This window comes from Leptolyngbya sp. O-77 (assembly GCF_001548395.1).
GTDB lineage: Bacteria > Cyanobacteriota > Cyanobacteriia > Elainellales > Elainellaceae > Thermoleptolyngbya.
Genome location: NZ_AP017367.1, coordinates 3,549,967 through 3,574,019, shown reverse-complemented (window position 1 = coordinate 3,574,019; position 24,053 = coordinate 3,549,967). Strand labels below are relative to the sequence as shown.

25 protein-coding genes are annotated in these 24,053 nt (G+C 57.9%); 18 read left to right on the top strand and 7 right to left on the bottom strand.

All coding sequences use genetic code 11. The features are described 5' to 3' along the window. The first annotated feature begins 2 nt into the window (after positions 1–2). The 3 genes from O77CONTIG1_RS27010 to O77CONTIG1_RS15175 all read left to right on the top strand — a co-directional run bounded on the left by O77CONTIG1_RS27010 (position 3) and on the right by O77CONTIG1_RS15175 (position 3,620). A complete protein-coding gene (locus tag O77CONTIG1_RS27010; RefSeq protein ID WP_286132342.1) occupies positions 3–2,186 on the top strand; it encodes a choice-of-anchor L domain-containing protein in 2,184 nt (727 codons plus the stop codon). A gap of 239 nt (positions 2,187–2,425) precedes the next feature. Next, a complete protein-coding gene (locus tag O77CONTIG1_RS26215) occupies positions 2,426–2,587 on the top strand; it encodes a hypothetical protein (RefSeq protein WP_225894591.1) in 162 nt (53 codons plus the stop codon). Further along, the gene (locus O77CONTIG1_RS15175) at positions 2,574–3,620 is read left to right on the top strand and encodes a glycosyltransferase family 2 protein (RefSeq protein WP_286132341.1); all 1,047 of its coding nucleotides are present in this window, start codon (positions 2,574–2,576) and stop codon (positions 3,618–3,620) included. Before O77CONTIG1_RS26215 ends, O77CONTIG1_RS15175 begins: the two co-directional genes overlap by 14 nt. 169 nt (positions 3,621–3,789) lie before the next feature. Here the strand turns inward: O77CONTIG1_RS15175 and O77CONTIG1_RS15170 are convergent, their stop codons facing one another. Further along, positions 3,790–4,518 carry a DUF3153 domain-containing protein gene (locus tag O77CONTIG1_RS15170; RefSeq protein WP_172799703.1) on the bottom strand — a complete coding sequence of 243 codons (729 nt, stop codon included), beginning with the start codon at positions 4,516–4,518 and terminating at the stop codon, positions 3,790–3,792. Positions 4,519–4,708: 190 nt separating this feature from the next. Further along, entirely contained in the window at positions 4,709–5,302 is a 594-nt protein-coding gene (locus O77CONTIG1_RS15165) for a MarC family protein (protein WP_068512052.1), read from the bottom strand. Between the two features lie 455 nt (positions 5,303–5,757). Here O77CONTIG1_RS15165 and O77CONTIG1_RS15160 point away from each other — a divergent pair, with 455 nt between their 5' ends. From O77CONTIG1_RS15160 to O77CONTIG1_RS15140, 5 genes are all read left to right on the top strand, one after another. Then, positions 5,758–7,128 (top strand): nicotinate phosphoribosyltransferase, encoded by a 1,371-nt coding sequence (locus O77CONTIG1_RS15160; RefSeq protein ID WP_068512049.1) that lies wholly within the window; start codon positions 5,758–5,760, stop codon positions 7,126–7,128. An 84-nt stretch (positions 7,129–7,212) separates the two neighbouring features. Further along, positions 7,213–7,824, top strand: coding sequence for a nicotinate-nucleotide adenylyltransferase (locus O77CONTIG1_RS15155; RefSeq protein WP_068512048.1), 612 nt, complete (start codon positions 7,213–7,215; stop codon positions 7,822–7,824). Further along, complete coding sequence (locus O77CONTIG1_RS15150) at positions 7,773–8,516, top strand: NUDIX hydrolase (protein ID WP_068512044.1); 744 nt, start codon at positions 7,773–7,775, stop codon at positions 8,514–8,516. Before O77CONTIG1_RS15155 ends, O77CONTIG1_RS15150 begins: the two co-directional genes overlap by 52 nt. 139 nt (positions 8,517–8,655) lie before the next feature. After that, positions 8,656–9,315, top strand: a complete 660-nt coding sequence (locus O77CONTIG1_RS15145) for an SDR family oxidoreductase (RefSeq protein WP_068512042.1) — start codon at positions 8,656–8,658, stop codon at positions 9,313–9,315. A 68-nt stretch (positions 9,316–9,383) separates the two neighbouring features. Next, positions 9,384–10,088 carry a glycoside hydrolase family protein gene (locus O77CONTIG1_RS15140; RefSeq protein WP_286132340.1) on the top strand — a complete coding sequence of 235 codons (705 nt, stop codon included), beginning with the start codon at positions 9,384–9,386 and terminating at the stop codon, positions 10,086–10,088. A 20-nt stretch (positions 10,089–10,108) separates the two neighbouring features. Here O77CONTIG1_RS15140 and O77CONTIG1_RS15135 read toward each other — a convergent pair whose 3' ends face one another. Continuing rightward, a complete protein-coding gene (locus O77CONTIG1_RS15135) occupies positions 10,109–10,480 on the bottom strand; it encodes a metal-sensing transcriptional repressor (RefSeq protein ID WP_084782701.1) in 372 nt (123 codons plus the stop codon). A gap of 265 nt (positions 10,481–10,745) precedes the next feature. Here O77CONTIG1_RS15135 and O77CONTIG1_RS15130 point away from each other — a divergent pair, with 265 nt between their 5' ends. Further along, entirely contained in the window at positions 10,746–11,945 is a 1,200-nt protein-coding gene (locus O77CONTIG1_RS15130; RefSeq protein WP_084782700.1) for an HhoA/HhoB/HtrA family serine endopeptidase, read from the top strand. A 264-nt stretch (positions 11,946–12,209) separates the two neighbouring features. After that, positions 12,210–12,572 (top strand): hypothetical protein, encoded by a 363-nt coding sequence (locus O77CONTIG1_RS15125; protein ID WP_068512037.1) that lies wholly within the window; start codon positions 12,210–12,212, stop codon positions 12,570–12,572. Positions 12,573–12,642: 70 nt separating this feature from the next. Here O77CONTIG1_RS15125 and O77CONTIG1_RS15120 read toward each other — a convergent pair whose 3' ends face one another. Both O77CONTIG1_RS15120 and O77CONTIG1_RS15115 read right to left on the bottom strand, forming a co-directional pair. Beyond that, the gene (locus O77CONTIG1_RS15120) at positions 12,643–13,488 is read right to left on the bottom strand and encodes a metal ABC transporter permease (RefSeq protein WP_068512034.1); all 846 of its coding nucleotides are present in this window, start codon (positions 13,486–13,488) and stop codon (positions 12,643–12,645) included. Positions 13,489–13,492: 4 nt separating this feature from the next. After that, positions 13,493–14,257 (bottom strand): metal ABC transporter ATP-binding protein, encoded by a 765-nt coding sequence (locus O77CONTIG1_RS15115; protein ID WP_068512030.1) that lies wholly within the window; start codon positions 14,255–14,257, stop codon positions 13,493–13,495. 365 nt (positions 14,258–14,622) lie between these two features. Here O77CONTIG1_RS15115 and O77CONTIG1_RS15110 point away from each other — a divergent pair, with 365 nt between their 5' ends. The 7 genes from O77CONTIG1_RS15110 (at position 14,623) to O77CONTIG1_RS15095 (ending at position 19,971) form a co-directional block, all read left to right on the top strand. Continuing rightward, complete coding sequence (locus tag O77CONTIG1_RS15110; RefSeq protein ID WP_068512027.1) at positions 14,623–15,828, top strand: AMIN domain-containing protein; 1,206 nt, start codon at positions 14,623–14,625, stop codon at positions 15,826–15,828. A gap of 43 nt (positions 15,829–15,871) precedes the next feature. Further along, complete coding sequence (locus O77CONTIG1_RS24660) at positions 15,872–16,084, top strand: hypothetical protein (protein WP_156435305.1); 213 nt, start codon at positions 15,872–15,874, stop codon at positions 16,082–16,084. Further along, positions 16,048–16,266, top strand: coding sequence for a hypothetical protein (locus O77CONTIG1_RS15105; RefSeq protein ID WP_068512024.1), 219 nt, complete (start codon positions 16,048–16,050; stop codon positions 16,264–16,266). Before O77CONTIG1_RS24660 ends, O77CONTIG1_RS15105 begins: the two co-directional genes overlap by 37 nt. Beyond that, the gene (locus O77CONTIG1_RS24655) at positions 16,220–16,480 is read left to right on the top strand and encodes a hypothetical protein (RefSeq protein WP_156435303.1); all 261 of its coding nucleotides are present in this window, start codon (positions 16,220–16,222) and stop codon (positions 16,478–16,480) included. Before O77CONTIG1_RS15105 ends, O77CONTIG1_RS24655 begins: the two co-directional genes overlap by 47 nt. 210 nt (positions 16,481–16,690) lie before the next feature. Continuing rightward, complete coding sequence (locus O77CONTIG1_RS25220; protein WP_172799702.1) at positions 16,691–17,716, top strand: hypothetical protein; 1,026 nt, start codon at positions 16,691–16,693, stop codon at positions 17,714–17,716. Then, on the top strand, positions 17,698–18,444 hold the full coding sequence (locus O77CONTIG1_RS23640) for an N-acetylmuramoyl-L-alanine amidase (RefSeq protein ID WP_172799701.1): 747 nt from the start codon (positions 17,698–17,700) through the stop codon (positions 18,442–18,444). Before O77CONTIG1_RS25220 ends, O77CONTIG1_RS23640 begins: the two co-directional genes overlap by 19 nt. A gap of 84 nt (positions 18,445–18,528) precedes the next feature. Continuing rightward, positions 18,529–19,971: an AAA family ATPase gene (locus tag O77CONTIG1_RS15095; protein ID WP_068512020.1), complete on the top strand. Its 1,443-nt coding sequence runs from the start codon at positions 18,529–18,531 to the stop codon at positions 19,969–19,971. A gap of 16 nt (positions 19,972–19,987) precedes the next feature. On the opposite strand, the gene O77CONTIG1_RS15090 is transcribed toward O77CONTIG1_RS15095, so the two are convergent. Further along, a complete protein-coding gene (locus O77CONTIG1_RS15090; RefSeq protein ID WP_068512017.1) occupies positions 19,988–20,563 on the bottom strand; it encodes a dihydrofolate reductase family protein in 576 nt (191 codons plus the stop codon). A gap of 173 nt (positions 20,564–20,736) precedes the next feature. Between O77CONTIG1_RS15090 and pta the strand changes: the two genes are divergently transcribed. Continuing rightward, a complete protein-coding gene (gene pta, locus O77CONTIG1_RS15085) occupies positions 20,737–22,872 on the top strand; it encodes a phosphate acetyltransferase (protein ID WP_068512014.1) in 2,136 nt (711 codons plus the stop codon). Between the two features lie 19 nt (positions 22,873–22,891). Here pta and O77CONTIG1_RS15080 read toward each other — a convergent pair whose 3' ends face one another. Beyond that, entirely contained in the window at positions 22,892–24,052 is a 1,161-nt protein-coding gene (locus O77CONTIG1_RS15080) for an MFS transporter (protein ID WP_068512012.1), read from the bottom strand. Position 24,053: the final 1 nt, after the last annotated feature.

Below are 24,053 nucleotides of genomic sequence, written 5' to 3'. Positions count from 1 at the left end.
GGATGAGCATTTCGCCACTTAGTTTTTGGCAAAAATCTATGGAAAACAATCAGGCGATCGCCTTCAAAATCACTCAGAATAATGATGTTGAAATCCTCAAAACGGCATTGCTGGGCGACACAAAAGGACTCAGCAATTTCAGCATCAAGCTCACCGGCAATGCCAACGCATCTGGCACCTTTCAGAACGATCCATTTGACTTGAAATCTGGCATCGTCCTCAGCACAGGCAACGTGAAAAACCTGGCAACCAAGAATATTGCAGACGGCGGCTTTTCCCCCGGAACCAGCATCCCGCTAAGGTTCATTAAACTACCGGGAAGGCCCAATGAAGCATCAGGAAGTGATGTATTTTATGCCGATCTATCAAAGATTGGTTTTGATATTAACTCCATTTTGTTTGCTGATAGCGGCAGTTTCTTTGGAGGTTCAACGGGGCCCTTTAGCGGCTTTGATTTAGACTCTATAAAACTTAGCAATGTCAAACTTGAGTCAGCCGAAGCTGTTAATTCAATTCCAGGTCTGGACGTTTTTGACTTTACGCCTGCTGGAACTGTTCTTGCCCCTGGAAGTCAACGTCCTCCTGTCGCAGATAACGATGTGGAGATTACTCCTGAGCTACGGGGTATCCTGAATGGAAATATTAATAATTTAGTTGCTACGTTAGAGAGATTTGATTCAACAGGATCCACAAATGAATTAGTTGGAGCTATGAGTTTGGGTGACAATGGAAAAATTGGTTTTAACTTAACTCAAATAGTCTCAACAGTTAATAAACCGCTTTATCTATATGTTGGGGAGTCGGGTCGGGGGGAAAGCAGCGAAGGTGAATCGCCTGATGGATTGATTTCAGTATCAAACAGGTTCATTAATGAATTGAATGATTTGAGTACTGACTTTGGGTTTGCAGGAGCCACAAACGATTCAATCAAGATTGAGATTGAATTTGACGCAGATAATACCGCAGAGTTTCTGTATTTTGAGTATGTGTTTGGTTCTGAAGAATTTGTCGAGTTTGCAGGGAGTCAGTTCAATGATTCATTTAGCCTGACGCTGAATGGGTTTAACTTTGCTCGGCTCAGCAATGGCGACAACGTTTCGATCAATAACCTGGCTTTTGGACCCTATGGCGCTTACCATCCTGATTTTGTTCGGAATGAGGCATTGACCGGCCCGCTTAGCAATCAAACTAGTCTGGATGGTTATACAAAGCCGCTTACCTTTGTGGGGCTGATTGAACCTGGCGCCAGGAACACGTTGGTCATTGAGCTAAAGGATGTGCGCGACGGATTATTAGACTCTGCGGTATTTCTAAAAGGAGGAACACTGGGAACGGTCAACCCAGGGGATATCCAGCGAGAAGACGGTGCGGGCGGTTCTAAAACTATCGAGATAGATGAGGGCGATCGCCTCGTTATCATCGACAATTTCGGCGGCATCGGTCGCGGAACGAATCCTACGGCAGAGGCGATCGCCGAGCTAGACACGCTGAAATTTAAGGGCGATCGCTTCACGGCTAAAAATCTGTTGCTAACCCAAAACAATCAAGACCTGGAAATTACATTTGAAGGTTCTGAGACAAAAGTAATTCTCAAAAACTTTTCGCTGGAAAATCTGGATAACCTTACAAAGAAGACGGGTGGAGCCGTTGACCTTGGAAATATTTTGTTCGATGGACAGGAGCAAATTCAGGATAGCTTTGATGTATTCAATTCTGAATGGAACTTTGACCAGGTATTAAACTCAAATTCTGTCACGTTTCTCAATGCGTTGAACAATACGGTTCGAGGTTTCGATAATTCCAATGACGTAATTCATGGACAGGCAGGCAATGATATTTTGTTGGGATTGGGTGGTGACGATATTTTGCGAGGCGGTGCAGGAAATGATATCTTGAGGGGCGGCTCTGGCGTTAATATTTTGGTTGGCAATGGGGGCGCTGACATCTTCGGTCTATCCAGAGATGGAACTGCGATTGTAAAAGATTTTGATTTGAATCAGGATTTGATCGACTTGCGTATCAGCAATCTGCTGCCCAATGACTTAAAAATTGAGCAAGGCACAGGCGCAGACGCAGCAGATACCTGGATTAGGTTGGCGAGTAATAATCAGCTTTTAATGAAGCTAGAAGGTATTCAGGCAACTGCTCTTTCACCTTTTTCTTTCCTGTCTGGTTTTCTCCTATAAGTCTACCTAGACTAAGCCACAACATTCTTTCATCCATTCGCTTTCCAGGACTTTTTGCATTGAGGAACGGATAAAAACTGCATATCTCGCAAGACCAAGTACAGATACAAGCATCAGAAGATTGGCAAATTGCGTGAGTTTTCGGAGTTAGCCGCTGCCATTCTCCACCCACACTAAGAGAGCGCTAGTTTGTGTGTCTTGATTTGTGTGTTTTGAATGGTTGCTGAAGGCGAAGCCCTATGCTGTTGCTCAATCTTTTGCTACTGGGTCTTGGTGGACTGCTGCTGGTGCCTGTGTCGGTACTGTTTGTGGAATGCGTGATGGCGCTGCTGCCGCTGCCTGCGCCTAAATTCGCGCCGCAGAGTGCATCCCCGGACGGCAGTGCTGATGCCTGCCCATAACGAAGCAGCAGGCATTGGCGCAGCGATCGCCACGATTTTGCCGCAGCTCCAAGCGGGCGATCGCCTGCTGGTGGTAGCCGACAACTGCACCGACGATACCGCCGCTGTCGCCTTCGCGGCTGGCGCTGAGGTGATTGAGCGGCGCGATCCCGACCGTCGTGGCAAGGGCTATGCACTAGATTTTGGGCTGCGCTATCTTGCCAAAAACCCGCCAGAGGTGGTGGTAATGGCCGATGCAGACTGCTGGATGAACCCTGGCGCACTGTCCGAAATTGCCAGCCTATCAGCAGCAACGCATCGCCCGGTGCAATCGGTTTATCTAATGGAAACACCACCGCGCCCCAGTGCAGCCACAGCCATATCGTCTCTCGCGTTTCTGGTGAAAAATCAAGTGAGATTGCTGGGACTATCGCGCTTGGGAATGCCGTCGCTATTGACGGGCACAGGTATGGCCTTTCCCTGGGATGTGATTCGGGGGATACCCCTGGCCAGCGGCAATATTGTGGAAGATATGCAGCTTGGGTTGGACTTGGCGATCGCCGGACATCCGCCCCTCTTTTGCTCCACTGCCTATGTGATGGGGCTATTGCCCGCCCGCCGAACCGCCGCCGACCAGCAGCGCACTCGCTGGGAGCATGGCCATCTGCACACGCTGATGACTCAAGTGCCTCGGTTATTAGGCGAAACGCTGCGGCGGGGTCGCGTTGACCTGCTGGCGATCGCCCTCGATCTGGCCGTGCCGCCCTTGTCGCTGCTAGTGATGCTGTGGGCTGTGGTGCTGGGAATAGCGGCGATCGCCCTGCTGTTGGGCGCATCTGCCCTACCTGCGGCGCTGCTGCTGGCTCAGGGCTGCCTGCTGCTGGGCGCGATCTCCGGCGCATGGGTGCGCTTCGGCACAGATCTGATTCCCGCCAGCGCCTTGCTCAGTATTCCGCTCTACGTGGTTCGCAAAATCCCCCGCTACTTTGGCTTCTTTAGCAATCGTCAAACCCAGTGGATTCGGACGGAGCGAGAGCCAGAGGTTGGGAGTTAGGAGGGGTGGAGGGAGAAAGAGAGAAAAATGAAGAGTGAAGAATGAAGAGTGAAGAGTGAAGAACGAAGAGTGAAGAGAGAAGAGTGAAGAACGAAGAACGAAGAACGAAGGGCTAAGGGATTCCAGTTTTCGTTTTTCGTTTTTCGTTTTTCGTTTTTTTCTCGCCCCATCACTCCACTCCCCCATCCCCCTCCAGCAGCGCCTTGACCAGGGCACCAATGCCGACAATCACGGCGATCGCCACAGTTCCCAAACCGAGCGGGCTAGGCACCCAAAACACTGCTTCTAAATGATTCAGTTCGCCAGGCTGCAAGATCCAGGTCAACTGGCGATTGCCCAGTTTTGGTTCTGGCGTACTGTCTACGCTGCGGACACCCCAGGGCGTGTTGAGATTGAAATCGACATCCAGCAGACCACCGGGCGACACCAGCAGGCGGCCATCCGCTCCCCGAACGGCGAGCGATCGCAAGTCCAAATCCAGGCTCAGCCGATTGCGCTGCACCAGCAACAGATTCGTTTCACGCACAGTCATCCGAGCGGCGATCGCAGGTAGTTCCGCCAGATCCGGCCCCCAAAGCTGCCGCCGCTCCTCCTGCGACGGGTTAAAAAAGCGGTTGAATTTCGCAGCCAAGTCTTTGCCATTATTAAACGGAATGGTAATTAGCGACTCCTGCTTCGATGGGTGGCGCACCTTGCCGCCCAGTTTCCGCGCCTGCTGCTCTAGCCCGTCCAGCCACGCCCGCGCTGTCGATCGCCGTGCTGCCGGAATCTGCCCATCCAGCCGAATCCGCTGCACCAGTTCGCCGTGGGTCTGGCTGTCGTAGGTAATGCCCACGTCGTATTGAATGCAGCCCGTCAGGCAGAGGCAGAGGAGGAGGAGTGGGAGAAGGCGGCGCATGACTGGGAATCTAGCAAGGGAACGGACGATGGAGTGGGGGATAGGCATAATCTTGAATACAGCCCAAAATGCTGCCCAAGATTCTCAAGTTCCAATCCCTCAATGCTCTCTTCCTCTCATCATCCCACCATCAATTCTTCTCAACACATCAAAACGCCATCACGCCCACTCCAAACCTGCTGGACAACCTTCAGGACAAAAACAGTTCTCGAATTCCCTCGCTGCCAATTTCTACCGCCAGCGCCGCCAGGATAAAGCCCAGAAGCTTTGCAGCGATGATGGTTCCGGTTTCGCCCAGCCATTTTTCGATGCGGGTAGACTGGCGCACAATGACCCAGGTCACAAACATTGATAATACGATCCCTAGCACCACGCTCAGGCGAGCCGTAGGACGATCAGCCATGAGCAGCGTGACGGTGGTCAGCGCACCCGGGCCCGCCAGCAGCGGCAGCGCCAGCGGCGTAATCGCCACGTCGCGCTCTTGCTCCGCCTCATAGGTGTTAATTTCTCCCTGCAACATATCCAGCGCCACGAGCAGCAGCAATAGCCCGCCCGCCACCTTCAGCGAGGCCGTGCTGATGTGCAAATAGGTGAGAATCGGCTGACCGACAAAGGCAAAGCCCAGCAAAATTAGCGTAGCGACCAGCGTGGCGCGATCGACCACGCGGTTTTTTTGGTCGAGATCCATGCCTTTGGTAAGTAGCACGACGATCGGCGCGTTGCCCAGTGGATCAGCCAGTACAAAGATTGCCAGAAATGTTTGCGTGAGAACGGAAATGTCCATAGGGCGGCTGTAGCGTTTTAGATCCCAAGGTGTAGACGGCGAGGGCGATCGCCCCAAAACCAATCCAGAATGACTCTAGCTAGACTGCGAGGCTTGGTTTCAACACTAGCCGTAGGTGAGAAGCCCAGTCCAGGCGAAAATGCTTAAGATTTCTAAGAATCATCTCAACGTAATCTTTGTAAAAGTTTCGTCCTCAGTTTTGGTTTTTTTTAGTAAAACTAGGCCCAGCCCGACCCTCTATTAATCACTTTGTTGAGCATTTCTTCCAAGACAACCTGAATTGGCAATAGACATTTATGGTTGAAGTTACTATAATTTTAGCCATAAACGCTGAAGCTCACTTCTCTCTCACTCGTCAACCTAGTGCTACGTCATAGCTAGAACTTAGTTTGGTAGTAAGCGCTTTAGCGCTGAAGCGCTTACTACGAGCCAAGGCATCACCCTAAAACTAAACCATGACACTGCACTGGCTTATGGCTGCCTCTGCGCTGAACCTTACGCCCGCAGACTACGGATTGCTGACCGACCTCTACCAGCTCACGATGGCGGCTTGCTACGTCGGCGAAGACCTGGCATTACGACCTGCCAGCTTCGAGTTGTTTGTGCGGCGGCTGCCCCAGAGTTTTGGCTATCTGGTGGCAATGGGGCTAGAGCAAGCGCTGGACTACCTGCAACAGTTGAAATTTAGCACGTCCCAGATCGATGCGCTGAAAGCAACTGGGCTGTTTGACCAGGCACCCGTCGCATTTTGGGACATTTTGGAAACGGGGCATTTTAGCGGCGACGTGTGGGCCATGCCAGAGGGAACGGTCGTGTTTGCCCACGAGCCGATGCTGCGAATCGAAGCACCCCTCTGGCAAGCGCAACTGGTGGAAACCTACTTGCTGAACACGCTGAATTATCAAACCCTGATTGCAACGCGGGCGGCGCGGCTGCGAGATCTGGCCGGCCCCGAAGCGACGCTGCTGGAATTTGGCACGCGGCGGGCCTTTAGCCCCCAAGCCTCGATCTGGGCGGCGCGGGCGGCTCTGGCGGCGGGGCTGGATGCGACCTCAAACGTGCTGGCGGCGCTGCAACTGGGTCGCAAGCCCAGTGGCACGATGGCCCACTCGCTGGTGATGGCGCTGGAGGCACTGGAAGGCAGCGAGCAGGATGCGTTTAGCGCGTTTCATCGCTATTTTCCCAAAGCGCCCCTGCTGATCGACACCTACGATTCCGAAGCGGCGGCGGCCCGGCTGGCAGAGCGGATCAAGACCGAGGGGCTGGAACTGGGCGGTGTGCGGCTGGATTCTGGCGATCTGGTGGAACTGTCGAAATCTGTGCGATCGCTCCTCCCTGGCGTTCCCATCTTTGCCAGCGGCGACCTGGATGAATACGAAGTCGAGCGGCTGCAACAGGCCGGAGCCTGCATCGACGGCTATGGCTTTGGCACCAAGCTGGTCACGGGTTCCCCGGTCAACGGCGTGTATAAGCTCGTTGAAATCGACGGCATTCCCACGCTCAAAGGCTCCAGCGGCAAAGCCACTTACCCTGGCCGCAAGCAGGTGTTTCGCTACATCGAAGACGGGCACTTTGGGGGCGATCGCCTCGGTCTCTGCACCGAAACTCACCCCAACGCCCAACCCCTGCTGCAACAGGTGATGAAGCAGGGCCAGCGCCTTTCCCATTCCGAACCCCTAGAGGCGATCGCCCAGCGCACCCGCGCCAACGTGGCCGCCCTCCCCTCCACCCTCCGCCAGGTCATCTGCATCGACCCCTACACACCGGAAATCACGCCCGCGCTGCATAGCCTGACCGAGGAAACGCAGGCACGGCTGCGGGGATAACTGCTGATGGTTTATCTGGCTCGCGCTAAAAAGATCAACGCTCAAATCAACTCCGAACCCTAACCTTAGCCCTCGCCTCTAACCATGCACATCGCCCTCTTTGGAACCAGCGCCGACCCGCCCACCCGAGCGCATCAGGATATCCTGGTGTGGCTGGCGGATCAGTTTGATGAGGTGGCGGTGTGGGCATCGAACAATCCGTTCAAGTCGCACCAAACACCCCTGAAGCATCGCACGGCCATGCTGCGGCTGATGGTGGCAGAGATTCGCCCGGTTCGCCGGAATCTGCACGTCTATCCTGACCTCAGCCATCCGCGAGCGCTGGTGACGGTGAACCGGGCACGGAGGCGATGGAAGCGGGCGACGTTTACGCTGGTGGTAGGGTCTGACCTGGTGGCGCAGTTGCCCAAGTGGTATCGGGTGGAGGCGCTATTGCAAACAGTGCGGCTGCTGGTGGTGCCCCGGCCGGGCTATCCGCTGCGAGAGACGGATCTGGAGCCGCTGCGGAAACTGGGCGCAACGGTGGCGATCGCCCCCCACGAAGGCATTCCTGCCTCCTCCACCGCCTACCGCACCGACAAAGACCCGCACCTGCTCATTCCTCCCATCGAGGCATATATCCACCAACAGCGCCTCTACACCTCATGCCAGGACGACACTCCCGCAAGCCTAGTGACTCCACTCCACACCAGCTAGCAGATTTCAAAGTGGGCGTGGATAACGTCATCTTTTCGGTCGATACGGAACAAAATCGACTGCTGGTGCTGCTGGTCATGCGCGACAACGACCCCTATCTGGGCTATTGGTCGCTGCCGGGGACGCTGGTACGCCAGGGCGAGTCGCTAGAAGATGCCGCCTACCGAGTTTTATCCGAAAAAATCCGCGTCAACAATCTTTATCTGGAGCAGCTTTACACCTTTGGCGGGCCCCAGCGCGATCCGCGAGAAGCGCCTAACCGCTATGGCGTGCGCTATCTGTCGGTGAGCTACTTTGCGCTGGTGCGGCTGGCCGATGCCGAACTGATTGCCGACGGAGTCAGCGGCATCGCCTGGTATCCCATGAATCAGTTGCCGGAGCTAGCATTTGACCATCAGGAAATTTTGCAATATGGCTATCGCCGCCTGCGAAACAAGCTGGAATATAGCCCGATTGCCTTTGAGGTGCTGCCTGAACTGTTTACCCTCGGCGATCTGTACCAGCTTTATACCACCGTGCTGGGCGAAAATTTTTCAGACTATTCCAACTTTCGATCGCGCCTGCTGAAGCTGGGGTTTCTGGCCGACACCGGGGTCAAGGTGTCGCGCGGCGCAGGCCGACCCGCCAGCCTCTACCGTTTCGATGCCGATGCGTTTGCCCCGCTAAAAGACAAACCCCTGGTTTTTATTTAACATCGGGTAGCTACACAGTTCAGAGCGAGATTTCCCGACCTGGAAAGCGGGCGGGCTGGGGTAGGATTTGGGAGGTTCTGCAACGGGAACGGGCAGAACAAGCTTGAAATTCAGGGCTTGAAATTCAGGAGGAATCGCGATGAAGGCTTGTGTGGTAGGCGCAACGGGGCGCACGGGGCGACGCATTGTGGAAGAGCTGGTGCGGCGAGAGATTCCTGTGCGGGCGGTGGTGCGAAACCTGGAGCGGGGGCGCGAGGTGTTGCCCCCGGCTGCCGAGTTGGTGGTGGGCGACGTGCTGCAACCGGACAGCCTGAAAGCGGCGATCGCCCATTGTACTGTCGTGCTTTGCGCCACCGGAGCCGCCCCCAGCTTCGACCCGACGGGCCCTTACAAAACAGACCTGGAAGGCACAAAGAATCTGGTGGATGCCTGCAAAGCGCAGGGCATTCAGCACGTTGTTCTGGTATCGTCGCTCTGCGTATCCAAGCTATTTCATCCGCTTAACTTGTTCTGGCTGATCCTGGTGTGGAAGAAGCAGGCGGAGGAATACCTTCAGCAGAGCGGTTTGACCTATACGATCGTGCGGCCCGGTGGGCTACTGGAAGATGACCTGCCCGATGCGGTGGTGATGCAGGGCCCAGACACGCTGTTTGACGGGCGCATTCCCCGCCAAAAGGTGGCAGAAGTCTGCGTAGAAGCGCTAACCTTACCGGAAGCCCGCAATAAGATTGTGGAAGTGGTGGCCCGTCCCGATGCCCCCGCCCGTTCCTATGGTGAACTGTTTGGGGCGATCGCCTAAATCCAGGCTGGGTAATTCACTGGGTACTCCGCTGGGTACTCCACAATGCTGAACCTTCTTGCCAACTCGTGACTCTGATTCCTCCTTCTCCAACCTCATCCCCCAAGCCGCTGCCGTCCAAGCGCAGCACCGTGACCCGCATTTTGCTGATGGGGGCGCTGGCGCTGATGGCGCTGCCTGTCGTGGAAAAAGTGATGGGCTGGGACGGATCTCTGCCCCGGAGTGGAGAACCCGTCGGCAGCGTCACGCCGATTCCCCTGCGGATGAAGGGCGGCGACCCCTACATTCGAGCGCTAATGCGGACGATTTCTGCCAGCGAGTCCAACGATCCGCGTCCCTATTCGCTGATCTATGGGGGCGATCGCTTCGAGGATTTTTCCCAGCATCCCGACCGCTGCGTTCCCATCGTCGCAGGGCCCAATCTGGGCGATTGCACCACGGCTGCGGGCCGCTACCAGTTCATCACCTCCACCTGGCTAGAGCAGGCGCAGATCTATCACCCCAACCCGTCTGGCCTGTGGCGCTGGCGCAGCTACAGCTTTGAGCCAGAATATCAGGATGCTGTGGTCTATGCCTGGCTCAGCGACCCCCAGGCCTGGGGCGTAGACCTAGCCCAACTGCTGCGTGAAGGGGCGATTGAGGACGTGCTGTATATCCTTTCCCCCACCTGGACCAGCCTGGGCTACGGCATCGAAACCAATTCCATGAGCGCCTCGCTGCCCTATATCTACGAGGAGATGCTGCGGGAGGAACTGGCGATCGCCGGAAACTGAGCCAGTCATCAGCGCAGAATCTACGGCAAAAATCGATCCAGCGCGGCTTTCAGGGCTTCCAGTTCTTGCTCGATATTGCCATTCTGGGCAGCGCGGCCGACGCACTCGGTCAGGTGTTCGTCCAAGATGACCCGCGCCACGCGATCCAGCGCTCCCCGCACAGCAGCAATTTGCACCAGCACATCAGGACAGGGGCGGCTTTCTTGCACCATCAGCTTGATGCCGCGAATGTGCCCCTCAATTCGAGATAGCCGGTTGAGGATTTGCCGGAGCGATTCCTCGCTGTGGATGTGGGCGTGTTCGGGCGTCGCAGGGTCGGTATGCAGATGCGCCGCATCAGACTGCGAATGGGAATGCTCAGAGCTGTTTTGCGAAAGCTTGGGGGCGGTCATGATAGGGGCAAGAAAGGGACAAAACGAGCAGTGCTAGACAATTACTGCTAGACAATTACTGCTAGACAATTACTGCCACAGAGCAGGTGGTCGGGGTTCGCTCATCGGCGATCCAAACTGCCCTCATCTTAGCCCAGTCCTGAAAACCGTACCGCCATTGGAGTGTCGCTAATGAAGGGCGATCGCTAAGATATACGATGGAGCGCTGTATGCATCAAGGGCGTTCCGGCACGCTCAGAGTTATTGCGCGAGACGAGAAATTGCCATGCAACGGGACAGGTTCATGAATGGGCTGAAGTTACAAGCGCCGCGTCGGGTTGTGGCGCGGCTGATGATGGTGTTTTTGTGTGGGCTGCTGTTGCTCAATCCGCTAGCAACTCCAGCCGCGTCGGCTGATGTGCCCGTGGGGGCAGCGCGCGGGAGCAGCTTTGTGGCAGCAGCGGTGAACCGGGTCGGGCCGGCGGTCGTGCGGATTGACACGGAGCGCACGGTTTCTCGAAACGTAGACCCGATGTTCAACGATCCCTTTTTCCGCCAGTTCTTTGGCGATGGCATGATGCCCCCTGGCGGTCGCTATGAGGAGCGACTGCGCGGGCAGGGGTCGGGATTTATCATCAGCGCCGATGGCACGATCTTGACCAATGCCCATGTGGTGGACGATGCCGACCGGGTGACGGTGCGCCTGAAAGATGGTCGCCAGTTTGATGGCGAAGTGCGCGGCGTAGACGAAGTGACCGACCTGGCAGTGGTGAAGATTAACACGAGCGATCGCCTTCCGGTGGCCACGCTGGGCGACTCGGACGCGGTGCAGGTGGGGGACTGGGCGATCGCCGTTGGCAATCCCCTGGGACTGGATAACACCGTCACCTTGGGCATCGTCAGCACGCTCAACCGCTCCAGTGCCGACGTGGGCATTCCCGACAAGCGCCTAGACTTTATTCAAACCGATGCCGCGATTAACCCCGGCAACTCTGGCGGCCCCCTGCTCAACGAGAAGGGCGAAGTCATTGGCATCAACACCGCCATCCGCGCCAATGCAATGGGCATCGGCTTTGCCATCCCAATAAACAAAGCAAAGGACATTTCCACCCGGCTAGCTCGCGGCGAGTCTGTGCAGCACCCCTACCTGGGCGTGCAAATTGCCACGCTGACTCCAGAACAAGCGCGAGACAACAACGAAGACCCCAACGCGACCCTGATTTTGCCAGAGGTGAACGGGGCGCTGGTCATGGGGATTGTGCCCGATTCCCCCGCTGCCAAGGGCGGCATCCGTCGCGGTGATGTGATTACGCAGGTGAATGGGCAAGCCATTACCCGTGCTGACCAGTTGCAAACCATTGTGGAAAACAGTGAACTGGGCAAGCCGCTCCAGATTACGGTAAAGCGCGGCGATCTGACCCGCACACTATCGGTTCGCACCGCAGAACTGCAACCTGCTGGGAAGAGCAGCAGCGCACTCCGCTAAGGCGAAACCAGCGTATTTTTTTAAAGTATCTGACGTATCTTTAGAAAGCGGTACTTGTTGCCGCTTTCTAGCTGCTCTCTAGCCGCATGATAGACGACCTTCTGCCTTTGGCGTTTATCGATTCTCGATTTTAGATTTGCAATTTTGGATTGCCAGTCAAGCGTCTACGGGGCTGCCACCCGTTGCACTCGTAGCGCCACCAGAGAGAATTGATACTGGACACACAAATACCTTGAATAAAGACTGAGACGGACAAAGCCTGAGATGAACAGCGAAGCCTACAACGAAATATTGGATATTTGTGAGGAACTGACGTATCGGGAAAAGTTCCGGCTGGCCCAGCATCTCATTCAGCTAGCACGAAAAGAAGAGGAAGAAGCACATCCCGATCAAAAAGAATCCCGGGCCCACGACCCAGAAACGATCCAGTACGTTGCAGAACGACTGCTTAAGTCAAAGCCGACTAAGAAGACCACGTTACTGAACTCGATTGGGGCGATGTTTCAGTTCCAGGGGGGCATCTCCGAGGTGGATAAGGAACTGATTGTCTATGAGCTTCAAAAGAAGCGATATATCTCAATTGATCGAGAGGGTCGTGTGTCCTACAGGACTTCTTTTTTTGAGTGACGTTGCATAGCGTGTCGGGTGGACTGAACCATCTGCGGGTCAAAGATTTAGCTGCCAAACAAGGGGCTGGTCAGGCGCGGACGGCGGTGGGCCGAAGCTGGGAGAAGGCGATCGCCCCCAAAAAAATTACCAACTGCGTCACGACGATGCTGGGCCCAGACGGCAGGTTAAACCAGGCCGATAGAACAATGCCCAACAGAGCGCTGGCGGCTCCTAGCGCGGCCGACAGCAGCACGTACTGGGAGAAAGTGCGGCTCAGCAGTCGCGACGCGCAGGCTGGAATCACCACAAAGGCGCTCACCAGCAGCGCCCCAATCGCCTTGATCGACACCCCGACGACGAGCGACAGCAGCACGATAAACGCCGTGCGGTGAACCTCAACAGATACCCCACGGGCGATCGCCAGCGGTTCATTCAGCGTCATCAGCATTTGTGTCCGCAGCGACAGGCTGACGAATAGAACACAGATGCAAAGCAGAATGCCGCTCGTCCACAAGTCAGAATACTGAATAGCCAAAATGTCTCCAAACAGGAGATTGTTGAGGCCGCCTTTATAGGAGTCAATAAAGCTGAGGATAATGACGGCGATCGCCAGCGATGAAGAATAGATCATGTTCAGCAGTGCGTCTGTCCAGAGGCGAGTACGTTGCAGCAAGTAATTCACGCCCAACGCAAACAACACGGCCGACGGCAGCAACACAATCGACGGACTAATGCCCATTAGCACGCCCAGGCTAATGCCTAGCAAGGTGGAATGCCCCAAGGCATCGCTAAAGAACGAAAGCTGTCTGAGGATGGTGAAACTGCCCAACATGCCGCCCATTAGCCCTGTCAGCACGCCACCCATCAGCGCCCGCTGCATAAACGGGAACTGAAATAGCTCAATTACGCGAATCAAATCAGCTTGAAGAGACATGGCACTAATGCATGTGTCGATATTGCACAAACTCTGAGCCGTAGGCAGCAGCCAAGTTGTCGGGAGCGAGCGCTACTTCGGGAATGCCCTGACACAGCAGGCGGCGGTTCAGGCACAGCACGCGATCGCAGTGTCGGCGCACCATTTCCAAGTCGTGAGAAATTTGCAAAATCGCCCAGCCCTGCTCTTGTTTGAGCTGGCTGAGCAGGCGATAGAACTCTGACTCGCCGCGCACATCCAGCCCCGCCGGAGCCTCATCGAGGATCAGCAGCCGCCGGGGACGCACCAGGCAATAGGCCAACAGCACCCGCTTGGTTTCGCCATCGGAGAGGCCGCTGATGGGCTGATGGCGCAGATGGCTTGCGCCGACTCGCTCCAGCGACTCCAGCACCGCCCGATGGCGATCGCCCTGCCCCGCCCACGGCCACTGTATTCCCAGCGCGTCCCAGCCCAGCCCCACCAGTTCACTCACGGTCATCGGGATACGTCGGTCAAACAACAGATTTTGCGGCAGATAGGCAATGCGCCGCCGCACGCTCATGGGCAACTTGCCCGACGGGCTGAGCGGATGTCCCAAACACTGCACATGACCCGACTGGCGCGGCAAAATTCCCAAAACCGCTTGCACCAGCGTGCTTTTGCCTGCGCCATTGGGGCCGACGATCGCCGTGTCGGTGCCTGCCTCCAGCACAAAGGACACGTCCTGCACCGCCGCGTAGGATTCTCGATAGACCGTCAGCCCCTCCACGGCTAACACAACCTCTTGCAATTCACACCTCCTGATGGAGCGTTCACTAAACCTGTCGTTCCAAACCTGCCATTAATCTCGTTCAAGCCACATGGAGTCGCTTTTCTTTGAGGGAGGTTTAAGACAGCTTCTTTGAGAATGGTTATCATTCCAGCCTATTCTACTCGGCGACTGAGTTCCACGGCCTCGCACAGGCAGGTGAAATAGGCTGTCTTCCTGTAAAAAAAGTTGAGAATTTGGCAGCGGTTGACTTAGACTTGACACCAGACTAAGCGGTTAAAATCTTCATAAGCCGCTACACGCAGCGTTTGGGTCTGCTTCAGGGACAGTCGAGTTACGGTTTGGGCTGCGCGGCGGGTTAGTCCAGTCAGGTTTTTATTAGGACTATGCAACAGGCAACACGGCGGAATGGAACGCAGAACAGTACGCTGAGCGGCACGCGCTTGAAGCGATGGGGCGCAAGTTTGGGATTGGTGGTGATGGCTGCAAACCCGGCCATGATTGGGCTGGGGGCGATCGCCACCCTCCTCTCCACAACCGCCGCGCCCGTCCAGGCCTCCACCCTCACCCAGTGGCAGTTTGACCCCGCCAGCACACAGCTAGAGGTGACGGTGCCCGCAGGCGTTACGCCACGCACGTTTTTGCTGGCGCAGCCGACGCGAATTGTCATGGATCTGCCCAACACCGATGTGGGCGCAGTGTCGGCTGGGCAAGTCTATGGCGGCGCAGTGCGGCAGGTGCGCGTGAGCCAGTTTCAGCCTGGGCTAACGCGAATTGTGATGGAACTGTCGCCCGATGCCACCCTTGCGCCAGAGCAGGTGCAGCTTCAGCAGGTGGGCCCTGCGTCCAGCGGACAGAGCCGCTGGGTGCTGCGTCCGGTGCTGGTGGGGGCGACGACCACTGCAACTCAGCCCGTTGCGCCGTCTATCCCGCCTGCGGAACCGTTCGGACTTTCTGCCGCGCCGCCCGTTGCGCCAGTCGTGCCCCAGCCTGCGGCTCTGCCTGAATCTGTTCAGCCACAAGTTTCCCAGCCGCAGCTTTCCCCCCTGCATCAGCCCCTTCCCCAGCCCGCGCCGCCGCCTGTCATTGCCACAACGCCGTCCCAGTCCTCTCCGATTCCGCCTGAGCTAGCGGGCAGCAATACCACCGTGCGAATTCGTCGCAACGAGCTACCAGTTGAAACGCCGTTGCCAAGCGCCCCGCCTGTGCCCGTTGAGATTCCGCCCGCAGCCCCGGCGACAGCACCACCCGCCAGTTTACCCGCTGCGGCGCTGCAAACCATGCCAGCGACACTGCAAACCACGCCACCAGGGGCGACTGCGCCCAGCGCGGTTTCGATTCCCACACTGCCTAGCAGCAGTGCTTCTGGCGCATGGCAGATTCCCGCAACCTTGCCACCCTCCGCGCCAGACGGGCGGCCGGTCACGGTGACGATTCCGCCCCTGGATGCGGCTCCTGCGGCGGTTCCCAGTGCGGTTCCCAGTGCAGTTCCCAGTGCGGCTCCTGCGGCGGCTCCAATTTTGCCCGATCCGCTGCCGCCGATTGCGCCTGCGCCAGTTGCGTCTACGCCCGAACCCCATTGTTTCGATTGAGGGTGAATCGTGCGCCTGCCTCTCGCCCAGTCCATCGCTTCCCGTGCTGCAACCTGCGCCGGGTGTGGTGAATGAAGGCGTTTCGAGTCGCCCGTCGAGCGCCAGTCGCCTGCCCGCTGCATCGGTCGCCGCGACACCATTTAACCCCGAACGTGCTGCTGCCCATCAGGGAACGTCGATGATTGCGCGGGTATCCCGGCCGCGTACCGCTGACGCTGAGTGGCGATCGCCCCTGGCAAAGAAGTTCTTGTATTAACAGAATCCGTGCGCGACTACAGCGGGCGCGTGGTGTTTCCACGGGGACAGCCAGCTTTGGGACGGTTTGAAACAAACCGCGAGGGCAGTCGCTTTGTGGTGCAGGCAATCAGCGTGAACGGGCGTAACCAGCGCATTGAGGGGCGGTCGGGATCGACTGTCGGGCGATCGCCGCGTCTCTGAAGACGACATTCTGCGGAATTCCGCCATTGGTGCAGGTGGGGCGCTGCTGCTGGGCCCTGCTGACAGGCGGCATTGGGCTGGTGGGGCTGGCCCTGGGGGGCGGGGGCTGGAGCGGCAACGACCTTTGTCACTGCCCCCCCAGCCTGCGACGATCCTGCCGAACCAGATTATCGAAGTTCGTCTAACGCAGGATGTGCCACGCGGCTTCTTTTAGGCGTGAAAGCAGAAGTAAAAGCAATCCAGCCATTTTGGGAGCGATCGCCCGATGCCGCAATGCCGTCCGACACAGATTGAGCGTGGATTGAAAAGACTGAACCTGGGTAGACTATGAACTGGATCAAACACGGGCTGGGGCTGTCGCTGGTGGGCATGGTGGGTATGGTGAGCATGGCGGCGATCGCCCGCGCCGAGCAGCCCCTGGGGGGTGGTCTATCCCCGACGATGGCCACACGAAACCACCGCCAGCCGCATTTTTCTGATCGGCACGGCGGCTCCTGGCGGCGAGGTGACGGTGAATGGCCAGCCCATCGAGCGCAGTCCGGCGGGCCACTTTGCCCCCAGTTTTCCGCTAGAACTGGGCGAAAACGTCTTCACGCTGCGGCGCGGTGCGGAGGCGGTGGTGATTCGCGTGGTGCGCGTGGCGGCAGGGGCGGCGGCTCCGGTGGGTGCTAGTTTTGCCGAGGGGTCGCTGTGGCCGGCGGTGGATGTGGCGCGGCAGGTCGGAGAAACAGTCTGCTTTGGGGCGATCGCCCCGCCCAATGCCACCGTTTCCGTCAGCCTTGCGGGGCAGACCCTTCCCCTCGCGCCCCAGCCCAGCGCCGTGGATTTGCCGCCCAACTCCGCCGTGCTGACGGACTTGAACCAGCCCGCGGTGGTGGAGGCGGCCCAGCGCTACCAGGGCTGCTTGCCGCTGAGCCAGCCGATCCTTACCTACGGCAACGCGATTTCCACCGGGGCCGTGCTGCCGAACCCGACTCAGACCGTCATGCTGGGACAGCCAGACTATCAACTCCAGCTTCGCGGCGAAACGGTGCGCCAGACGGCTCCCGGCAGCGTGTTGCTGTTGCCGCTGTTAAACCCGCCTGTGGTGCAGGTGGTCGCTGCATCGGGAACCGCCCGCACTGGCCCCAGCACCGACTATTCCCGCCTCACGCCCTTGCCCCAGGGCACACGGGATGTGGTGACGGGGCGCGAGGGCGGCTGGCTGCGGCTGGGTTATGGCGCGTGGATTCGCGAGTCCGAGACGCAGCCCGTGCCCAATGCCGCGCCGCCCCAAACGCTGATTCGCGGCGTTCGCTCTCGCCCCGCGGGGGAATGGACGGAAATCGTGTTTCCGCTGCAAGCACCTGTGCCCGTGTCGCTGCATCAGGGCGATCGCACTCTCTCCCTAACCCCTGCACCACACCATCGCCCAAAACCGACACGATCTTCGTGCCGCGCAATCGCCTGATTCAGCGCTTCGACTGGCAGCAAATTTCCCCAACCCAGGTGCAATACACCGTGCAGCTTAACTCGCGCCACCAGTGGGGCTATCAGCTGCGCTACGAGGGCACTAGCCTGGTGCTGTCGCTGCGAAACCCGCCAGTGCTGTCGTCATCGCGGCGGCAACCGCTGACGGGACTGCGGATTTTTCTCGACCCCGGCCACGGCGGCCCGGATGACCTCGGCGCTCGCGGCCCCACGGGCTATCCCGAAAAAGACGTGGCGCTGATTGTGTCCAAACTGCTGCGCGATCGCCTGCAAGCCAGAGGCGCAACGGTGATCATGAGCCGCACCGAAGACATCGACCTCGGCCCCAACGAACGCGCCGCTATGATCGTGGAGCAAGAGCCGCACCTCGCCCCTCAGCATTCACTACAACGCTCTGCCCCGACGATGGCGATGCGATCAACACCGCAGGCATCGGCACGTTCTGGTATCAAAAACCAGGCGCAAGACCTGGCGGAATTTTTGCACGATTACCTAGTCGAAACGCGCGATCGCCCCTCTTACGGCGTGTTTTGGAACAATCTCGCCCTGACGCGCCCTGCCGTCGCGCCGTCTGTCCTTCTAGAACTCGGCTTTATGATCAATCCCTTTGAATTCGAGTGGATTGTCGATTCCCAAGAGCAGGCGCGGCTGGCCGATGCCCTGGCCGACGGCATCGAAGCCTGGTTGCAGCGGGCGGTCAGCGAGTAGCTAGGGCGAGCTGCCCTGTGCCAAGATAGGTTGGGCGACGAACGTAGGATCGGGCTTTGTAGCGATTTTTGATGGCAATTTCCTATGGCAATTTCAGAGGAGTTTCATCGGCGCTGGTGTGCATTGCTGGAGCGCGTCGATGACTGCAAATCTGAAAAAGCCCTGGAAACCGAAGTCCTCTTGCCCATGCTGGAACTGCTGGGCTATCGGCCGCAGGATATTCTTCAGCAGGTTCCATTTGGCAAAAAGCGGGTTGACTTTTTGCTCAGAGCGCAGCAGTCTGCTCCCTACTGCCACTATCTAATCATCGAAGCCAAATCTCCCAAACAGTCAATCGCCCACAATAGTTGGCAACTGCGGGATTATCTGCTCGCTTCGGGCAGCATTTTGGGACTATTGACCAACGGCAAGCAATTTCGCCTGCTTTACAACGATGGCGAGACGGTTCACTCGCTCTGGAACTACAGCCGCGACTACCTGTATCAAAGCTATCGGGTGTTGGGGTCGCTGCTGTGGAAGCGAAACTGCGATCGCGTCATGGAGGTCTTTGGCAGCAGCCACCGCAAAATTCACGAACAGCTTGTGCGGGCGATCGCCCAACTGTCGCACGACCCCCAAGTTCTCTCTGTCCTGCCGATACAGCCCGATTTATCTCCCCTCACTGCACCCCGAAACGCTATGATCATCACCGTTTTCAACAACAAAGGCGGCGTTGGCAAAACCACCCTGACGATTAACCTCGCTGCGGCGCTGGCGCAAATGGGCAAGCGGGTGCTGCTGATTGACATCGACGCACAGGCAAACCTGACAACTGGTTTGGGAATCGACCCGCTAGAAGATATAGAAAAAGTCGGGCGAAAAGACATTACCCACTTGCTGACGGAACCCCGGCTGGTGCTGGACGACGTGATTGTAAAAAAGCGCTGGGGCAGTGTGGTTTTAGACGTGGTGCCCTCCCACATTCGCCTCAGCAATATGGAGAATCAACTGATTCAGATTGTAGACAGCGATCGCATTCTGGCCAAAAAGCTCAAAAGCCAGGACTATGACTTTGTGTTTATCGACCCGCCGCCCTCCTTTGGCAAGGTAAACCGCATTTCTCTGATGGCCTCTGGGGGTGTGCTAGTGCCGACTCAGCTTTCGCCCTATCCCATCCGGGCGCTGGAATTTGTCCTAGGACAGGTCGAAGAAGTCGGGCAGTTTCGCGAAACGCCGCTGCCCATCGTGGGTATTGCGGTGAGTATGCACGACCGCACCTCGCGGGCCTTTAACCTGTCGATGGTTGAAGAGTTGTACGGACGGTTAAATAAGCTGCCCGGTGGAAATCAGGTGCAACTGTTTTCTGAGGCAACCTGGGTGCCCCGCCTCAACATCGTGTCCAAGTCTCAGAGTGAGGGCTGTCCGCTGTTTGCGATTGATTCTCTGGATGGACTCAGCGCCCAAGACCGCACCGCTGCCGAGAATGCGCTTGCGTCCTTTGAGTCGCTGGCTCAAGAACTCCTGCAAAAGGTCGAAGCGGCGGCATAGGCCGAGCCAGACCAGACTAGACGGCATCGACGCTTCGCTGCACTGCATAGCGCAGTTCGGCAAAGGCCGTGCCATAGGTCGTTGTAGACACCAGCTTGAGGGGCGGCGTGGTGATTTGGCGTGGCAGCAGGGGCGCACCGCTGCCCAGCGTGACCGAGGCAATGGTCACGATAATTTCATCCAATAGCCCGTGGTCATAAAACTGCCCTGCCAGGTCGCCGCCGCCCACCACCCAGATGTTTTTGTCCTGGGCGATCGCCCGCATTGCCTCATGCACCGGACGCACGTCGCCTTTCACAAAGCGAATATCTGCACCGGGAATGGCAGGCAGCGTGCGCGTGGTAAACACCCAGGCGGGCTGCGTGTAGCTCCAGGCGGGCTGCGCCGGGTTGGAATCAGGATTGTCGGGGCTGTTGTGATTGAGAATCCACTCGTAGGTGGTGGAACCCATAGCGATCGCCCCCACTTCTTGTATAAAGCCAGCGTAGCTGCCGTTTTCGGGATCGCCAAACTGAAATAGCCACTCCAAAGAATTGTTTGCGTCGGCAATGTAGCCGTCCAGGCTGGTCGCCGTGTAATACTGCGTTTTCACTGCAAATTCCTCTTGAGCGAAAAGAGTGCGCGGTGCGTCGTGTTCAGGATTACCAAATCTTCGGGAAGCGCCTGCGTAGAATGTGGAGCAATCGCATTGGGTATTGGCTGGCTGGTAAAACCGGGCTAGCGCTAATGTAATGTCTGCTGGCGATCGCCCCCGCTCAAAATCTTATGCTTAAAAACCTCTACATTGCTGCAATCGAACCCGGCAACGGCAAGTCGCTGGTGCTGCTGGGTCTGATGGAACTGCTGTCAAAGCGGGTAGGGCGGCTGGGCTTTTTTCGTCCGGTGATCCACGCGGGCAACACGCCAGACAACGATATCGATCTGGTCCGCAGCCGCTATGCGATCGCCGCACCCTACGAGTCGCAGTTTGCCCTCACCCACGACGAAGCGCAGGCGTTGTTAGCGGCGGGCCACACCGATGCGCTGCTAAAGCGGGTGGTGGAAGCGTATAAGGCGCTGGAGGCACAGTGCGATTTTGTCGTGTGCGAAGGCGTGGACGCGACGGAGATCGGCTCTGCCTTTGTGGATGATTTTGACGCGCAGGTGGCAAATTTGCTAGCAGCGCCAATTGCCCTGGTATCCAGCGGCGAGGGCAAAACGCTGGAAGAACTGGTGAGCAACGTGCGGACTGAGCGAGAAGCGTTTCTCAACTACGGCTGCGCGATCGCCGCTACGTTCATCAACCGGATCGCGCCAGAAATGCGCGAGGAACTGGGCGATCGCCTCCAGGAAAGCTGGCAGACGGAAGACCCCGTATTTTTGCTGCCGGAGGAGCCGCGCATCACCAAGCCCACGGTTGCTGAAGTGATGAACACGCTGGGCGGCGTGCTGGTCATGGGCGACGACAGCCAGCTCAACCGCGACGTGCTGGGCTATAAGGTGGCGGCGATGCAGTTGCCTAACTTTCTGACCCATGTGCAGGAAGGGGCGCTGGTGATTGCACCGGGCGATCGCGCAGACATCGTGCTGGGCTGCCTGACGACGATGTTTGCCGAAAATTATCCCAAGATTTCCGGCATCGCACTGACGGGCGGGCTGGAGCTGGCTCCGTCGGTGCGGGCGCTGCTGGACAGCTTTCGGCGATCGCCCCTGCCCATCTTTGCCGTCGCCACCGATACCTACGAAACCGCCACCCGCACCAGCCAGGTGCGCGCCCAGCTCAACCCGTTCACCGAGCGCAAAATCGCCGCCGCCCTGGGGCTGTTTGAATCGTCGGTGGATTTGTCCAGGCTGGAGGCCCGTATTGAGGTGGCCCGCTCGACGCGCATGACCCCGCTGATGTTTGAATATGAGCTGATTCAGCAGGCAAAGACAATGCGCCAGCGAATTGTGCTGCCAGAGGGAAGCGACGAGCGCATCCTGCGGGCCAGCGAAATCTTGCTCCAGCGCAACGTGGTGGACGTGACGCTGCTGGGCAATCGGGGACAGATTCAGGAGGCGATCGCCGCCCTCGGACTCCATCTCGACGGCGCAACGCTGATCGACCCGCTAGAATCAGACTGGCAAGAAGATTTCGCCCAGACCTATTACGAACTGCGCCAGCACAAAGGCATCACGCTGGAGTTTGCCCACGACCTGATGCGCGATGTCAGCTACTTTGGCACGATGATGGTCTATAAAAGACTGGCGGACGGCATGGTGTCGGGAGCGCTGCACACCACCGCCCACACGATTCGTCCAGCACTGGAATTTATCCGCACGCAGCCTGGCTGCTCGATTGTGTCCAGCGTGTTTCTCATGTGTTTGGAAGACCGCGTGCTGGTCTATGGCGACTGCGCGGTGAACCCCAACCCCAACCCGCAGCAGTTGGCCGACATTGCCATTAGCTCGGCGGAAACCGCTGCTCTGTTTGGCATCGAGCCGCTGGTAGCGATGTTATCTTACTCCACAGGCGACTCTGGCAAAGGTGAAGACGTGGACAAGGTGCGCGAAGCCGTCCGCATTGCCCGAAGCCAGCGCCCCGATTTGCAAATCGAAGGGCCGATCCAATACGACGCGGCGGTGGATGCCAGCGTCGCCAAAACCAAGCTGCCCGATAGTAAAGTGGCGGGTCATGCGACGGTGTTTATCTTCCCCGACCTGAACACGGGCAACAATACGTACAAGGCCGTGCAGCGCTCTGCCAACGCCGTCGCCATTGGTCCCATCCTCCAGGGCTTGAGAAAACCCGTCAACGACCTCAGCCGGGGCTGCACCGTGCCCGATATTGTGAACACTGTCGCCATCACTGCAATTCAGGCGCAGCGGGTGCAGGCCGCTGCTGGCAGTGTAGAGCCGGAAAGAGTAGGTGCTGGTGCGTGAACCCAGTACGGTGGCAGCGTCAGGACGGATGCACACCCCTAGCGACGAAAAACAGAACCAGCAGCGATAGGGCTTGGATCAGCACCGAAAAAATCACCAGGGCGGGCCGCGAAAAATCGTAGAGCGTGCCCATCAGGGCGCTGCCCGCAAACCACGCCAGCCCATAGCCCGTGTTGAAAATGCCGAAGGCCGAGCCGCGTCGCTGGGGCGGGACGATACCCGCAACCGCCGCCTTCATGATGGATTCCTGTGCGCCCATGCCAATGCCCCACAGCACCATCCCCCAGATTGCCGTCTGGAAGCTGCCCAAAAAGACCAACGGCGCGAACAGCAGCGACAGGGCGATCGCCAGCATCAGGCTGCCCAGCCCCACCCGGTCAAACCAGCGCCCAAACAGCAGCGCGGCGATCGCATCTACCCCCATTGCCAGCGCATACAGCAGCGGAATCTGGCTGGTAGATTCCACACCCGTCCGTTGCAGATGAAAGGCAATCAGCGGAAAGTCGGCATAGCCCGCCGCGACGAGGGCGATCGCCCCCAGATAAATCCAAAAGCGGCGCGGCAGCCCCTCCGTGTGCAAATCCGCCGGAGTCGGCGGCTCAAAGTCTCTCGGATTCGGATAAATCCGCTGCGTTGTCAGCAGCACCAGCAGCCCCAGCACCGCCGGAATCACCAGAATCGCAAAGCCGCCGCGATAGCCATACTGCCAGGTCAGCATCGCCGCCACCATCAGCGGCCCGCCCACAGCCCCAATTTGATCCATCGCCTCGTGCAGCCCAAAGCCAAATCCCCGCCCGATCTGCATTGCGCCGTGGGACAGCAGCACATCTCGCGGCGGCGTGCGGACGGCCTTGCCCGTGCGTTCGGCGATCATCAGTCCGGCGGCGGCGGGCCAGGCGGTGGTCAGCGACAGCAGCGGCACGACGGCCGTGTTGATGCAGTAGCCCAGCGTAGTGATGCGCCAATATTGTCGAGTGCGATCGCTCAAATAGCCAATGACCAGCCGAAACCCGTAGCCAATCAGTTCGCCCAGCCCTGCCACCCAACCCACCGCCGCGCCGCTTGCGCCCAGGCTACCCAGATACGCACCCGTAATGCTCCGCGCCCCTTCATAAGTTGCATCCGCGCACAGACTCACCACCCCCAAACACACCACGAACCAAAGTGCAGAGTTTTTCATG

Coding starts and splice junctions, on each gene's coding strand:
- O77CONTIG1_RS15150 (WP_068512044.1), top strand. CDS start 7,773: ATGCCAGGACGACACTCCCGCAAGCCTAGTGACTCCACTCCACACCAG.
- O77CONTIG1_RS15175 (WP_286132341.1), top strand. CDS start 2,574: ATGCCTGCCCATAACGAAGCAGCAGGCATTGGCGCAGCGATCGCCACG.
- pta (WP_068512014.1), top strand. CDS start 20,737: ATGCTTAAAAACCTCTACATTGCTGCAATCGAACCCGGCAACGGCAAG.
- O77CONTIG1_RS26215 (WP_225894591.1), top strand. CDS start 2,426: ATGCTGTTGCTCAATCTTTTGCTACTGGGTCTTGGTGGACTGCTGCTG.
- O77CONTIG1_RS15155 (WP_068512048.1), top strand. CDS start 7,213: ATGCACATCGCCCTCTTTGGAACCAGCGCCGACCCGCCCACCCGAGCG.
- O77CONTIG1_RS15080 (WP_068512012.1), bottom strand. CDS start 24,052: ATGAAAAACTCTGCACTTTGGTTCGTGGTGTGTTTGGGGGTGGTGAGT.
- O77CONTIG1_RS15110 (WP_068512027.1), top strand. CDS start 14,623: ATGCAACAGGCAACACGGCGGAATGGAACGCAGAACAGTACGCTGAGC.
- O77CONTIG1_RS27010 (WP_286132342.1), top strand. CDS start 3: ATGAGCATTTCGCCACTTAGTTTTTGGCAAAAATCTATGGAAAACAAT.
- O77CONTIG1_RS15165 (WP_068512052.1), bottom strand. CDS start 5,302: ATGGACATTTCCGTTCTCACGCAAACATTTCTGGCAATCTTTGTACTG.
- O77CONTIG1_RS15125 (WP_068512037.1), top strand. CDS start 12,210: ATGAACAGCGAAGCCTACAACGAAATATTGGATATTTGTGAGGAACTG.
- O77CONTIG1_RS15130 (WP_084782700.1), top strand. CDS start 10,746: ATGCAACGGGACAGGTTCATGAATGGGCTGAAGTTACAAGCGCCGCGT.
- O77CONTIG1_RS15095 (WP_068512020.1), top strand. CDS start 18,529: ATGGCAATTTCAGAGGAGTTTCATCGGCGCTGGTGTGCATTGCTGGAG.
- O77CONTIG1_RS15160 (WP_068512049.1), top strand. CDS start 5,758: ATGACACTGCACTGGCTTATGGCTGCCTCTGCGCTGAACCTTACGCCC.
- O77CONTIG1_RS15170 (WP_172799703.1), bottom strand. CDS start 4,518: ATGCGCCGCCTTCTCCCACTCCTCCTCCTCTGCCTCTGCCTGACGGGC.
- O77CONTIG1_RS15120 (WP_068512034.1), bottom strand. CDS start 13,488: ATGTCTCTTCAAGCTGATTTGATTCGCGTAATTGAGCTATTTCAGTTC.
- O77CONTIG1_RS15145 (WP_068512042.1), top strand. CDS start 8,656: ATGAAGGCTTGTGTGGTAGGCGCAACGGGGCGCACGGGGCGACGCATT.
- O77CONTIG1_RS15135 (WP_084782701.1), bottom strand. CDS start 10,480: ATGACCGCCCCCAAGCTTTCGCAAAACAGCTCTGAGCATTCCCATTCG.